Raw genomic sequence first — 14,415 nt, forward strand, 5'->3', positions numbered from 1 at the left:
TTGTCAATCCTCGAAATATCAAGGAAATCAGGATGTTATAAAGATGAACAATTCTTGAATTAAGATATTCACTTGGGTACAATGACGCCTCACTTTGGGGAATGTATTATGGTAAACTTATTTAAGGTATTAGTTTTATCTACTTTTTTACTGCCAAACTTGGCCTTAGCAAGTATCGATGGAGCGACGGAATCTGAGATTGAAACTTGTCGTCGCCTAAGAATTTTCCTGGCCGGTGCAGTAGGTGAAGTAGAGTGCCAAACTGAATATCAAATCTACTCTAAGTTTGTTGGTAATTACGATCGCCAGAGAGTTAAGAAAGAGTCAAAGAATGTTCGCATTGGTGCCTTTAATTTATTTAAGCCAGGTGCGACTCAAACAGAATACAAAGATCATCAATTAGTTGCTGAGGTGATTAATCACTGGGATGTTGTTGCAGCAATTGAGCTTACCTCAAACAACGGACTGAGTAAGAGACACAATGACGCAATCGTTGAGTACTACACAAACCGTCTAACTGAAATTGAAACAACTAATAGTGACCTAAACTCATTAACAACACGAAATGAGCTAGCTCTTATTCGTGAACAATACGATTTTCCAGGATATATTCTTCTTCTTAAAGAATTACAAAAGCTAGATTCTTCTTGGTCTCTTGTTCTATCAGGCAAGCAAGAAGGAAGTGAGAATGCGACTGTAAAAGAACTAACAGGCTTCTACTATAGAAGTAGCGTTGTTAGCCTAAAGAAGACTAACTACTGTCGTGATCGTTATGGAAGAAATGGTAAGTTTGGTTGTCTTCCTGTTTTAGATGAGAAGACTTTTGGGCGTGATGTAGATGGGCTATTTTCAAGAAGGCCATTTATTTCGACATTTGAATCAGGTGAGTTTGATTTTACTCTACTTGCAACGCACGTTATTCATAACACTCCTTCAGACGAAGCTCTTCAGAAAAAAATTCTTAAAAATGTTTATGGTGTCGAAGACTATAAAGATATTGGGCCAGGTGTAACTCAACTTAAGTATGCTCGTTTTGCCGAAGTTAGACTAATGGCCGAGTTTGTCGACTACCTAAGAAAGTCATACTACGAACAAGACTATATTATTCTGGGTGACTTTAATTTAGAGAGCTCAAATAACTATTGGGAAACTTTCTTTAATGACTTCTCAAACCTAGAGATTAGAATTGAAGGTGCAACTTCAATGGCCGTTGGAAAGAGCCTTTCTGACGGAACAATTACTCATGGGACAAAGAGTAACTACGATCATTTCCTTTTTGATCCTAGTGAAACGACTAACTGCCAAGGTGATGGTGCTGCTAAGATCTTTAACTTCATTGAAGGAGATTTTTCTCGCCTCATTAATAGAAGATACCTAGTTCGTTCAAATGCTATGTATTATTCAACGACAAGAGAAAAAGATATGTACCGCTTAAAAGCTGGTGGCCGTGAAAAAGTAGAGTCACTTGTAAGCAATTATGTACGTTCTATTGAAAATAAAATGACGGTAAAGAGTGGTCAGCTTGTGAAGAGATTCGATATCGAAGAAAGCAAGCAAGAGTTCTACGATCGTGTGATCGACTCTCAATTATTTGATAAGACTTATTACAGCTATCTAAAAGAGGTAATGAGTGACCACCTTCCAATCTATATGAATTGCTCAAATCAATACGACAACGACTAATTTCACAACACGGAATTTAGTAGAATTTGGAAAACAACGAATAATTAAGCCTCCGAATGGAGGCTTTTTTATTGCCTAAGTGCTTAATAATACATGGCTTCTGGCCGTACTTGTCTTGAACGGCCTATGAAATATGTTCACAATAGAAGATATTTACCAGCAGAAGTTCTAAAATCTAATCATTAATCAACTTAATGAAAGGTTTTACTATGATCAGAGCAAAAGAGCTTATTTGTATTACGGCAGTCCTTATGGGGCTTACTTCTTGTCAAAATGACAGTGCAATTACTGAGAAAGCAGTCGAGGCAGGTAGTAGTAATTCAATTCTTGGAAAAGATGATCGAAGATCAACGATCAATAACTTAAATAAAACTTTCTATCGAAAAGTTGGCCAGTTAAGGTCTGATGTAAAACTTGGAAACTCTGGAATTAAAAAGGTTGCAACATGTAGCGCGACACTTATAAAAAATAAATTTGTTATTACAGCAGCTCACTGTGCATACCTCTCAGATACAAATAACTTACTTAAGAATACATACTTTTATCCAGGGATCGATGGTGTCGATAATTTTGATAGCGGACGTTATCCAGTAGTTCGTGTCTATCATCCTGAACTTTATGATAATGAGAATTTTTCTTCTTCTGAAGATATTGCGATACTTGAGCTTGGTGCTGACAGTGATGGAAGGCACGCAGGGCAAATCGTTGGAACTCATGGCTACTGGGGAAAAGAATCATTCCCAAGTGGTGAAACACTAACAATTGGTTATCCTAGTGATAAGCCGAATGCAAAACAATTTTATGAAACAGGCTGTGATATCTCTAATAGTAATTATAACCATCTTTCATTAAATGTAGAATGTGATGTTATTAAAGGACAAAGTGGTTCTCCAATTTTTGTCTACAACTCAGAATACGATAATTTCTATATTCATGGAGTTATCACTAGTGAGAGTCCTAGAATGAACTACGGTAGTTTTCTATCTAAAGAAAGACAGAAAATCATTAATACAATTTTTGATGGAAGCTTTTCGACGACTAATGAATTTGAAGAGAAGTGGATTACGAAAAAAGTTAAACAAGATAATCTTGTACGTATTCTTGTTAAAAATACGTGTCGAAACGATTTTACTAGAATTGCACTTAACTACAAAAATGTAGAAGGTGAATGGGTGAGGGAAGGTTTCTATACTGTAGGAGCAGGAGAAACAAGTGAGTTAGCAGTTAGCCCTAATGGAATCTTCTACCTACATGCTAGAAGTGGTAATTGGAAGTCCATCATCAGTGGCGGAAATGTATATCAAATTCCTGGTAGTGGAGCTCAGAACCTCAAAAAATATTCTGTCGATAAATATGGAGATTACGTCGTCAAAGTTCCTTGTTATTAATATCATGTGATTTAAATATTAACCGAAGCTGGCCGTCGTAGGCGCAGCTTTCGGTTGTTTCAAAACGATAACGATTAATATCAATTGCCCTCAATAATAATTCCTTTCAATAACATTTTATGTATCCTACAATAAATTAAGTTTTAATTTACTTAGGGGTTGATGTTGAGGAATTTTCTTACTTTATTCTTACTTGTTTCAATTTTATCGTCATGTGGAAAGAGTGACATTGTCGTAGGTGGAAAATTTAATCCTTTGGAGAGCCTCTCCGTTGAAGAAGCATTCTATTCTCAGGCCATAGGTAATTGTACAAATAATACTCGCCAGCATAGGGCCTTATCATTCACTGGAATTCTTTCAAGAGAAATCGCAGGCGAGCGCTACATGGCCCAGATTAAGATAATTCTTAATAGGAATGCAAAGACGTATGACATGACCTATTCTGAGTATCCATTTCCTGCAAATGTCGATCAAATGATTTTTACAACTAGTTTATCAAGTACATATGAAGTTGTGGAAAATACCATTGTTTTAAAGAATTTTGCTAATATCAAAGCAACTATAGAGAATGATAAAATTTCACCTCTTATGGAAATCACAAATGACATTCGAAGTATTATTGATACTAGAACAATCGTAGGGCGTGCAAAATTCTATTCTGATGATGATATTGTTAATGAGTGTTTGTAGTCTAATCGATGACATTATTAGTATATAAAAAAGCCTCCGATTCGGAGGCTTTTTTGCTTTAATCAGTTTTAATTCTATCTTCGGTTATTTGGCAAATTCCAAAGCTTTCCCATTGCTCCTGAGACAACAAAGCCTGCATAAACGCAGGCTTGTTGAAATTATTTTCTAGCTAAAGTGTAAGGGAGCTATAACAGCGTCAAATCTTAGCTTCGCTAAGATGCCGCAGTTATTTAAATTCTACTTTCGGGAAAAGCGCTTCCGGCGGTTGAGGCGTATAAGTCGCCTTACCAAATTCCATAAGCTCAGACTCATTTACACTTGAACCAATATATTCAAGAGCAGTCTTTGTACACTCAGGAAGGAAAGCTTGAAGCATATAAGATGCTGCGGCCATTCCGTAGAAACAGTTATAAGCGATTGGTGCAAATGCTGCTTCATCAGCTTTGTGCTTCCAAGGTTCTTTGTCGTTAACGTATTGGTTAAGGCTAACGATTAGATCCCAAATAGCATCAATTGCTTTATTGTGCTCACGTCTTTCCATGAACTCTTTAGCGCGCTCAAAGTGTGGAAGCGCATCGATCTCTTGAGTAACACCTTGTGCAGTATAAACTTTATCAGGGAAGCTCTTAAGACCTAATTTGATAACTCTCATAAGAAGGTTACCATAGTCATTTGCAAGCTCACTATTGTGCTTATCAACTAATTCTTGCTCAGAGAATTTTCCATCACCTGAAGAAGAAATATTTTTTAGCATATAGTAACGGAAAGTATCCGTTGGATATTTTTCAAGCATTTCAAATGGATCAACAACATTACCAAGTGACTTACTCATTTTCTTTCCATCTTCAGCAAGTACCATTCCGTGAACATAAACTTGTTTTGGAAGTGGAAGATCAGCGGCCTTTAGCATACATGGCCAGATTACTGAGTGGAACCAAAGAATGTCCTTACCAATAACGTGCATATCTGCTGGCCAAAACTTTTCTCTCTGGTCTGTGTTTAAAGCAGAGTAGTAGTTAATGAGAGCATCAAACCAAGTGTACATAACAAAGTTTTCATTACCTGGAACAGGTACACCCCAACCTTGGCTTGGACGAGAGATCGCAAGATCTCTTAGGTCGTCATTTTCAAGACGAGAGAGGATCTCTTTGTATCTTGCTTGTGGCACGATAAAGTCTGGATTAGCTTTTAGGTGATCAATAATCCATTTTTGATATTCGCTTAGCTTAAAGAAGAAACCTTCTTCTTCTTTAAGTTCAAGTGGCTTGTGGTGTTCTGGACAATTTCCATCTGGAGCTTGTGCTTCAGTATAGAAAGACTCACATGAAAGACAGTAATTCCCAGAGTAGTGACCGTGGTAGATCAGTCCCTTTGCTTCTAGGTTCTTCCATAGTTCAACACATGTATCAGCATGACGCTCTTCTGTTGTTCTGATGAAGTCATTGTATTGAATATTTGCTTTTGTACAAAGTTCTTTAAAAACTTCAACATTAGCATTTACGAATTCAAGTGTATCAAGTCCAGCTGCTTTTGCTGATTCAATTAGCTTTTGTCCATTCTCATCTGTTCCTGTTAGGAAGTGAGTTTCTTTTCCAAGAAGTTTATTCCAACGAACGTATGAGTCAGTTACGATCTTCTCATAGGCGTGACCGATATGAGGTCTTCCATTTGGGTAGTCAATTGCAGTCGTTGCATAAAATGTATTCTTCATAATTATCCTTTTACAACAATATTACAGATTCTACCTGGTACGTAGATCTCTTTAACAATAGTTCCCGTTAGGAATTTCGCAACCTTCTCATCAGCTTTTGCTTGAGCTAGGAAGTCTTCTTTTGAAATATCCGCTGGAACGTCAATTGTTGATCTCGTCTTACCATTAACTTGGATGGCCATTGTAATTAGGTCATCTTTTGCAAGGTCAGCATCAAATGCTGGCCAAGCGGCAAGAGAACAAGAAGTTGTTTCACCTAAGTTTGCCCACATCTCTTCTGCAGCGTGTGGAGCAAATGGAGAAAGAAGTCTTGTAAACGCCTTAGCAGTTTCAACTGAAACCTTACCAAGTTTAATAACTTCGTTATTCATTACCATCATTGCTGAGATTGCCGTGTTAAAACGTAGGTTCTCAACATCTTCAGTAACTTTCTTAATTGTCTTGTGTAGGTGTTTTAGAACGTCTTGATTTGTTTCTGCACCTTCATAAGTATTTTCTGGATTACCATAGAAAGAAAATGACTTTCTAAGGAAGTTGAAAACACCTTTTACACCTTTTGTTTGCCATGGCTTAACTTTCTCAAGTGGCCCCATGAACATTTCATAAAGTCTAAGAGCATCTGCTCCGTATTCTTTGATGATGTCATCTGGATTTACAGTGTTTCCTTTAGACTTACTCATCTTCTCACCATGCTCATCTAGGATAAGACCTTGGTTGAAAAGTTTTTGGAATGGCTCTTTTGTAGAAACAAGTCCTAGATCAAAAAGAACCTTGTGCCAGAAGCGAGCATAAAGTAGGTGAAGAACAGCGTGCTCAACACCACCAACGTATAGATCTACTGGCATCCAGTATTCTTCAAGTTGTTTATCCCAAGCAACTTCAGAGTTCTTAGGATCGATAAAGCGAAGGTAGTACCAACAAGAACCTGCCCATTGAGGCATTGTATTTGTTTCACGTCTTGCTTTCTTTCCTGTCTTTGGATCAGTTAGGTATAACCAGTCATCAATACGAGCTAGTGGAGATTCACCAGTTCCTGATGGTTCGTACTTTTCAACTTCTGGAAGACCTACTGGAAGTTCATCTTCATCAAGACATCTTACTGTTCCATCTTCGAATTTAAGAATTGGGAATGGTTCTCCCCAGTATCTTTGACGAGAAAATAACCAGTCGCGAAGCTTGTAGTTAATCTCTTTCTTTCCAATTTCATTTTCTTCTAGGTGAGCGATTGCTTTTGCAATCCCATCTTCCTTGTTTAGGCCATCAAGGAATCCTGAATTAATATGTGTTCCATCTCCAGTGAAAGCTGCTTCATTTACATCGCCACCTTCAAGAACTGGAATGATTTCTAGATCGTACTTCTTAGCAAATTCCCAGTCTCTTTCATCGTGAGCTGGTACGGCCATGATCGCACCTGTTCCGTACGAGATGAGAACATAGTCTGCAATCCATACTGGAATCTCTTTTCCATTAAGTGGGTTGATTGCATAAGCACCAGTGAAAACACCTGACTTATTCTTGTTAAGATCTGTTCGATCAAGATCAGACTTAAGAGATGCTTCTTTGATATAGGCTTCAACTTCAGCTTTCTTATCGTCTGTTGTGATTTGTGCAACAAGGTCGTGTTCAGGAGCTAGAACCATATATGTTGCACCAAATAGAGTATCTGGACGAGTTGTGAAAACATCGATCTTTGAATCAACACCTTTTACAGCAAAAGAGACTTGAGCACCTTCTGAGCGTCCAATCCAATTTCTTTGTAGTTCTTTAAGAGACTCAGGCCAGTCAAGATCATCAAGGTCTTCTAAAAGACGATCTGCATATTCAGTGATTTTTAGCATCCACTGCTTCATCGGCTTTCTAACGACCGGGTGACCACCAACTTCAGATTTACCGTCAATTACTTCTTCGTTAGCTAGAACTGTCTTAAGTTCAGGGCACCAGTTAACTGAGATCTCATCTTCAAAGGCTAAACCTTTATTATAAAGTTGAGTGAAGATCCATTGAGTCCATTTATAGTAGTCAATACTTGATGTTGCGATCTCGCGATCCCAATCATATGAAAAACCACAAGCTTTTAGTTGTCTTGTGAAGTTTCCAATATTTTCTTTTGTAATCACATTTGGGTGAGTACCTGTCTTAATGGCATAGTTTTCTGCTGGAAGTCCAAATGAATCCCAACCCATTGGGTGAAGAACGTTGTGTCCGTTCATTCTTTTGAAACGAGCAAGAATATCTGTTGCTGTATAACCTTCAACGTGACCTACGTGAAGACCAGCTCCTGAAGGGTATGGGAACATGTCCAATACATAGTATTTAGGTTTAGATTTGTCTGTTGAGTCTGTTCTAAAAGTTTTGTTGTCGTCCCAAAACTTCTGCCATTTTGGTTCAATCTCACCAAAGTTGTACTGCATTAAAAGCTCCTGAATTTACTAGTAAAATATCAGGGCGAATTATAAACCCTATAATGTAGATCGTCTATTATGTGTGTCGCGTTATCTTGGAGATGTCCTGCTAAAGGAATTGCCAAAATAAGTCAGTGGATTTATACTTAAGCCATTAAAAGTAGATTAATTTTTTGAATGGAGAAACGATGTATCGTTTAGTGCTTTTTTCCCTTACTCTAGTAGGGCTAGTTCTTGTTATGAACCTTTCTGGTTATCAGAGTATTGAAGTCAACAATGATAAATATAATTTTGAAGATGCAAAGAAAGCACACGCTGCTCACGTTGTTGAGGTAGCTGAGCTTGCTAAAAAGCATGCTGAAGTTACAGCACCTCCGAAAGTAACTGATGAAGTTATTGAAGAAAAAACTTTAATCCCTCTTGATACTCCACAGCTAGTAAGAGCTGATAAACTTTATAAGCAATGTATTGCATGTCACGCTAAAGATGGTTCTGGTAAAGCAGCAAATAAAGCACCAAGAATCGGTGGTCAAATGGAATGGTATATTGAGAAACAACTTCTTGATATGAAATCAGGGGCCCGTGTTAACCAACAAATGTTAACAATCGTAAAAAAGCTTTCTGCTGACGATATTGCGGACCTAGCGGCTTACTTATCAAAGGTGCCATGGGGCGGAGTTAAGAACTAAAATTTAATTTCAATAAGAGGCCGCTTTCTAAGCGGCTTTTTTTTTGGGAGAAACTATGAAGATCTTTTCACTTTTACTTCTTTTAACGATTACAGCTTGTGCATCGAAGCCGAAACTTTATCCAAACTCAGCTTATCAAAAGTATGGAAAGGTACAGGCCGATCGCGATATTGAGATTTGTATGGCCAAGGCCGATGAATTTTTAGAGAGTGATCGTGGAAGACAAATGGTGCGTGAAGGTGGAAAAGGTGCTGCATGGGGTGCTATTGTTGGTGCTGTTGCAAGTGCTGTCTTTGGTGGCAATGCTGGAAAAGGTGCTGCTCAGGGCGCCGCTATTGGTGGTGCAAGTGGAGCTGCTTCCGCAGGGCTTAGTGAAGATCAAATTAAGCAGCGTTTTGTAAATCGTTGTCTTGCTGAAAAAGGCTACGAAGTAATTGGGTGGAGATAAATGACTTTATATCGTTACAAAAATATTGAACCAACTATTGCTGAAGGGTGTTTTATCGCAGACTCGGCCGATGTTATTGGTAAGGTCTTCTTAGGAAAGAATGTTTCTCTATGGTTTCAAGTTGTGGCCCGTGGGGATGTGAATGAAATTCATATCGGAGACAATTGCAATATACAAGATTTGACGATGCTTCATGTGGAAGACAATATTCCTCTAATCATTAAAGAGAATGTTAGTGTTGGTCACAGCGTGACTCTGCATGCTTGTACTGTGGAAGAAGGTTGTCTTATTGGAATGGGTGCCACTGTCTTAGATGGTGCAGTCATTGGTAAGAACTCGATAGTGGCGGCCGGAAGTGTTGTCCCTCCAGGAAAGGTCTATCCTCCTGAGAGCTTCATTATCGGGACTCCTGCTGTTGTAAAAAGAAAGTTAACACCACAGGAAGTGGAGCAGTATAGTAATCACTATAAGTCGTACTTAATTACAAAAGATGAGTATTTAAACGACGTCGAAGTTATTTGCTAAGCTTTAAAAGATTAAAGACCTTGTCCACAAGATCATCTCTAGAGAAAGGCTTAACAAGAACATTCGTTACACCTGAGTTGATGACACTCACCATTGATCGGTTATCTAAGAACCCTGAAATAAGAAGGTATTTCATTTTTTGATACTTCATTGACTTACTAGCGATATCGATGAAGTAGGTACCATCTTTATCAGGCAGTTTGTAATCAATAATAACAAGATCAAACTCTTCATTTCTCAGCTTCAGAAGTGCAACACTTACAGTGTCGGCCGTGACAATATTTCGAAAAGCACCTGTCTGCTCAAGAAAGGTTTTTATTAAAAAACAAATCTTTTCTTCATCATCAACGATGAGTATAGAAGGCTTTCTAGGCGCGAGTGAATTTTTAGAAGGGGACATCGCCATTAGTCCTGCTCCTCATTTTTTATACCAAGCATATTTAAAATATCTTCTTTATTAAATGGTTTTTCAATAAAGCCTTTAACTTCTTTGTTGCTCTCTATCTTTGCACGATCGGCTACCCCAGACATAATATATGTAGGGACTTGAATACCAAGATCGATGATATCCTTTGCAAACTCAACACCATTTACTTTGGGCATATCATAATCTGTAATAATAGCATCAACATCAGTCCCATCTAAGATTCTTTTCGCTTCAACAGCATTTGATGCAAAGATTAGAGTAATTGGCCCTTGAGCAAAGAAATTAGTAAAGAGATTGAGAATCTTTGGTTCATTATCGATCACAAGAACTTTCTTAAATTCATGATTTGTACTTAACTCACTATCTGTGAATGTTGTCGTCTCCATTTTTGGGAGAGTGATTTGAAATTCACATCCTGATTTTGAGTCTAATAATTCGAGTGAACCAAAATAAGAATCAATGATCTTTGAAGAAATTGAAAGCCCAAGACCTGTACCTTCTCCTACCTCTTTTGTCGTAAAGAAAGAATCAAAGATCTTGCCTTGATTTTCTTTTGGAATACCTGGCCCATTATCTTTAATCGTTAAGAGATAGCAAACATCGTTGCTAGAGATTGTGACTTCAATTTTTGGTGAACTCGTCTGTGCTTCAGTTAGTGCATGAATCGCATTTGTTATTAAGTTAATGATAACTTGCTCAATCTCAATTGGGTTTACTTTAACAATCGAAGAGGTCGAAGGGGAGAAGTCTAGCTCTATTTGATTTTGCTCAATCGGTAGCTTTAAAAGAGTTAGAGACTTTTCAATAATCTCCTCTAGTGACATAAATTTCTTTTCACTATCTTTATTGTGAAGGAAGCTCTTTAGGCCTTTTACAATTTTTGTAATACGATCAATAGAGTCACGAGTATCATTAATGCTTTCATTAATGATTCCTTGTTCCTTTAATTCTTCTCCAGATAAGAGGACACTGATTAGTTCAATATTTCCCGAAGCAATAGTTAAGGGGTTTGAGATCTCGTGTGAAATCGTTGCTGTGATTTCACCAATAGTGCTGAGCTTGTCCGCTTGAATAATTTGATTATGGATTTGTTTAAGTTCTTCAATTTGAAAGCGATACTTTGTGTAGAGATTCTTTTCGATACTGATATCGTTGAAACAAACTACCTTTTCATTATTTTCACTTTCAATAACTTTGATGACGACATGGTAAAATGTCTGATCATCGAGAAATATCTCGACTTCAGGCCCGACCTTAACATCATGAATATCTTCGAGAAAATGTTCAATATCAAAACCTGTAAATAGGGAACTAAGCTTAGGTGACTTCTTTAACACCCTTGGTGACTTCTTGAAGAAAGAAGCAAAGAAGTGATTGTAGTAGATAATCTCATTATCATTATTAATGACACAGATTGGTTCAAAAATAGAGTCGTATAATTCGTATTTCGCCATCAGTTACTTCTTTGGTTATTTCATTTGTTTAATGAATTGAAAGTACTGCGCTTCAATAGCATCAAATTCTAGTTCTTCACCATCGTCATTTTTCATGACTGGCGCTTTGTTATCAACGACATCACTAGTTTTAATTAGTATCATCTTTACATCATCAGAAGATTCTTCATAGTAGGGAGCGTAGAAGCTTTCTACTTTTATTCCTGGTTTAATAAAGCCGTGGACCATATTAATTTGTTCAATGACGGTCTGTGGACAATGAGAGTAGGTGATTGCACCAGATAATTCTCCAAGCATATTAATCCATTCTCTAATCCCACAAGAATTAATCATTTCAACAGCGTTGAAGTTAATATGAAGGTCTTGATCCTTAACTCCAAGGATAGGAGTTAGATCCGCGTCCTCATCAATTCTTCCTGTTAAATTTAAAATTGTTACATCATTTTCAGTCTTTATCTCGACCTTTAAGTTACTCATATTTTAATCCTTTAAATTATAAAAACTTATCGATGGTATTCTCTTACTAATTTCTTTATACCTTTTATTCTTTTCGATATAGAGGTAGAAACTAGTGCTATCTTCATTTGCGACAATATGAAGTCGATCACAGTTTTGGAATATTAAGTATAGACCCAGTCCTGCACCTCTTCCTTCTTGCCTTGGGGTCTTCTCTACAGCTGCACGATAGAGAGAACCAATGATTGAAGATTTGGCCACACTAGTATAACTCTTGTAGTGTACTATCGTTTTATTTTCATCCTGAGAAATTTCAATTTCTCCATGTTTTTGGTTGCTTACTCGATGAAAAATATCATTTGTGTAAAATTCATTTGTAATCAATTTTAATTTATTCTCAAAGCTTTCGTGGTAATCTTTTAGGTCAATGCCGTTTAAAAGAATATTACATTTTTGATCAAATTCATTTTCGAGGTTGATCGATATCTTATTTGTTTTCTTTGAGTTAATTCTACTTTCGAGATTATTTGGCCTTTGTTTTGTTAGGTACGAAATGATATTTTTAATTTCATCCTGAAGGCAAGGGGAGGTTCCAATCAGATGATTGGTTCTATTATCCTTTAGGTACTTTAGATTTACGAGCGTGTCGTAGCGACTTAAGAAGATATCGCATGAACCTGAAAGCTCATCACTAATTTTAAGATTTAAATTTGGAGCTTGAAAATCTAATGCTTCAACCTCTTTAAATTTTGAATTCTCAATCTTAAATTCTATACCCATAAGAACATCACTTTATTTCCTGGCAGATGAGAGTGAGATCATCGTCAAATGAATCACTTCCTCTGTGATCGTGTACAATAGAAACTATTGTATCACGAATCTCGGTACCCGTGTGGGCCCCATATGTCATTAAGATCTTTAGTAGTTTTCTAAGTCCCCACTGTTTACCATCACTGTTTTCAGCTTCAGTGATTCCATCTGTCATATAGACAAGCAGGTCACCTTGCTCGAGAATAATGGTTTCGTACTCATATTTAGAGTCCGAGCTTTCACCTAATCTTGGCCCCTTTGCTTCAAGTAGGGGAAGTATATCTGCTTTTGAGATTTCAGATTTCTTTGGGACTTTAAGTACTTCAAGGTGACTAGCATTGGTATATGAGTATTCCTTTGTTTTTGTGTTGTAGACGGAAACAAAGGCCGTAAGAAGAATCTTGTTATTTGAAAGGTTAATAACCTTATTTAAATGTGAAGTAATTCGTGCAGGAGAGATTTGTGTCTCATCCTCTGACAGTCTTATTTTAATACTATTAAAGGCCGAGTTTATCGCCGAAGTTAGGAGGGCCGCAGGTAGGCCGTGACCTGTAGCATCCGCGATAATAGTAATGATGTATTCATTAAATTCGTAGTGTCCCCACCAGTCGCCACCACACTCTGAAGCTGGTGCCGCGTAAGAGCTAAGTCTAACATTAGGAGTATCAATATCATTTGGTGGAAAGAATTCTTCTTGCACCATCTTTGCAACTTTTACTTCTTCATCTAGGCGTGCCTTTTCTTTCATCTCTTCAATATATTCAAGAATTTCACGACTCATTTGATTAAAAGAATCGCCAAGAGTTCCAAGCTCATCTCTTGTCTTGATTTCAACTGTCGACTCAAAGTCCCCTTGACCAATGCTGATGGCCCTTTGGTAGAGCTTCTCAATTGGTTTGGAAATTGTTTTTGATAGTAAGACAATGATGATTGTCGATAGGGCAATAATAAAGATTGCAAAGAAGATTGCTCTTTGGACTAGGAACTTCGTTACCGATAGGGCGTCTGATTCAGAGATCGTCGAGACAATAGAAAGAGCGAAGGCCTTTGTTTGGGCCAGAGAAACCAAATAGTCATCATCATTAAAAGTAAGCTTCTTTACGATATTGTTACCTTTAAGCTCATTCTTATCATAATTATGAAGGCCAATGAGGTCATTACCAAGAACGAGATTACCGTCCTTAAAGACAAGCGTATTATACGTTCGATTTTGTGAGAGAAGATTATTTAAGATATTGGCCTTGATAACGATTGAAGTTAGGCCTTTGTTTATCTTTTTAGTGAGAATGACAAAAAGGTCTTCCTTGTATTTGAAAGAGCTAAGTGAATTATCTCTCGTATCTTTTGGAATCGCTAATTTAAAGTCATTTTCATTCTTTTCAAAATCTTTATTTATGATGAATTGGTTCTTTTCAATAAAGGCGAGGATATACTTACTTTCTGCAACCGCCTTTGCTCTTAGTTTATTATTTTTTATAAGAGCTAAATTCTGAAGATCATTCTCTATTTTATTAAGAGTGTAGTTCATCTCCTTAGCAACACTTGTGACATTAAATAGCGAGTTCTCGTAGAGGTAAGCCTTCTTATCTTTTTCAAAGAGGTGAGTGGCATATTTCGTTAGAAAAGCGATAACGATAATTAGTAGCGCTGTGTTTAGCGATATTAATTTAAGCTTGATCGGAAATGTCGGTCTCTTGCCCATTATTTACCTATGTAGAAGTCTATTGATAAT

13 protein-coding genes are annotated in these 14,415 nt (G+C 37.2%); 6 read left to right on the forward strand and 7 right to left on the reverse strand.

The window, feature by feature from the left end; all coding sequences use genetic code 11:
- Positions 1-108: 108 nt before the first annotated feature.
- The 3 genes from ABMA79_RS06760 (at position 109) to ABMA79_RS06770 (ending at position 3,761) form a co-directional block, all read left to right on the forward strand.
- Positions 109-1,683: a hypothetical protein gene (locus tag ABMA79_RS06760; RefSeq protein WP_392858610.1), complete on the forward strand. Its 1,575-nt coding sequence runs from the start codon at positions 109-111 to the stop codon at positions 1,681-1,683.
- Positions 1,684-1,877: 194 nt separating this feature from the next.
- Positions 1,878-3,071, forward strand: a complete 1,194-nt coding sequence (locus tag ABMA79_RS06765; RefSeq protein WP_393091212.1) for a trypsin-like serine peptidase — start codon at positions 1,878-1,880, stop codon at positions 3,069-3,071.
- 165 nt (positions 3,072-3,236) lie between these two features.
- Positions 3,237-3,761 (forward strand): hypothetical protein, encoded by a 525-nt coding sequence (locus ABMA79_RS06770; protein WP_393091215.1) that lies wholly within the window; start codon positions 3,237-3,239, stop codon positions 3,759-3,761.
- 226 nt (positions 3,762-3,987) lie between these two features.
- On the opposite strand, the gene metG is transcribed toward ABMA79_RS06770, so the two are convergent.
- Both metG and leuS read right to left on the reverse strand, forming a co-directional pair.
- Entirely contained in the window at positions 3,988-5,472 is a 1,485-nt protein-coding gene (metG, locus tag ABMA79_RS06775) for a methionine--tRNA ligase (RefSeq protein ID WP_393091218.1), read from the reverse strand.
- Between the two features lie 2 nt (positions 5,473-5,474).
- Positions 5,475-7,883, reverse strand: a complete 2,409-nt coding sequence (leuS, locus tag ABMA79_RS06780; protein ID WP_393091221.1) for a leucine--tRNA ligase — start codon at positions 7,881-7,883, stop codon at positions 5,475-5,477.
- Between the two features lie 179 nt (positions 7,884-8,062).
- Between leuS and ABMA79_RS06785 the strand changes: the two genes are divergently transcribed.
- Genes ABMA79_RS06785 through ABMA79_RS06795 form a run of 3 tightly spaced genes read left to right on the forward strand, consistent with a single transcriptional unit; the run spans position 8,063 to position 9,536 of the window.
- Positions 8,063-8,563 carry a c-type cytochrome gene (locus ABMA79_RS06785; RefSeq protein ID WP_392858624.1) on the forward strand — a complete coding sequence of 167 codons (501 nt, stop codon included), beginning with the start codon at positions 8,063-8,065 and terminating at the stop codon, positions 8,561-8,563.
- A gap of 55 nt (positions 8,564-8,618) precedes the next feature.
- Positions 8,619-9,011, forward strand: coding sequence for a cell envelope biogenesis protein OmpA (locus ABMA79_RS06790; protein WP_392858625.1), 393 nt, complete (start codon positions 8,619-8,621; stop codon positions 9,009-9,011).
- Entirely contained in the window at positions 9,012-9,536 is a 525-nt protein-coding gene (locus ABMA79_RS06795) for a gamma carbonic anhydrase family protein (protein WP_392858627.1), read from the forward strand. It begins immediately after the preceding gene.
- On the opposite strand, the gene ABMA79_RS06800 is transcribed toward ABMA79_RS06795, so the two are convergent.
- The 5 genes from ABMA79_RS06800 to ABMA79_RS06820 are packed head-to-tail and all read right to left on the reverse strand — an operon-like array spanning position 9,526 to position 14,385.
- Positions 9,526-9,942 (reverse strand): response regulator, encoded by a 417-nt coding sequence (locus ABMA79_RS06800; RefSeq protein WP_392858630.1) that lies wholly within the window; start codon positions 9,940-9,942, stop codon positions 9,526-9,528. The two genes, ABMA79_RS06795 and ABMA79_RS06800, sit on opposite strands and share 11 nt — an antisense overlap.
- Positions 9,942-11,417 carry an ATP-binding protein gene (locus ABMA79_RS06805; RefSeq protein WP_393091223.1) on the reverse strand — a complete coding sequence of 492 codons (1,476 nt, stop codon included), beginning with the start codon at positions 11,415-11,417 and terminating at the stop codon, positions 9,942-9,944. Before ABMA79_RS06805 ends, ABMA79_RS06800 begins: the two co-directional genes overlap by 1 nt.
- Before the next feature lie 15 nt (positions 11,418-11,432).
- Positions 11,433-11,894: a hypothetical protein gene (locus ABMA79_RS06810; protein ID WP_393091226.1), complete on the reverse strand. Its 462-nt coding sequence runs from the start codon at positions 11,892-11,894 to the stop codon at positions 11,433-11,435.
- Between the two features lie 3 nt (positions 11,895-11,897).
- Entirely contained in the window at positions 11,898-12,653 is a 756-nt protein-coding gene (locus tag ABMA79_RS06815) for a hypothetical protein (RefSeq protein WP_392858635.1), read from the reverse strand.
- Between the two features lie 7 nt (positions 12,654-12,660).
- The gene (locus tag ABMA79_RS06820) at positions 12,661-14,385 is read right to left on the reverse strand and encodes a SpoIIE family protein phosphatase (RefSeq protein ID WP_393091228.1); all 1,725 of its coding nucleotides are present in this window, start codon (positions 14,383-14,385) and stop codon (positions 12,661-12,663) included.
- Positions 14,386-14,415: the final 30 nt, after the last annotated feature.

It is taken from the genome of Halobacteriovorax sp. HFRX-2_2 (genome assembly GCF_043196705.1).
In the GTDB taxonomy this organism is placed as follows: domain Bacteria; phylum Bdellovibrionota; class Bacteriovoracia; order Bacteriovoracales; family Bacteriovoracaceae; genus Halobacteriovorax_A.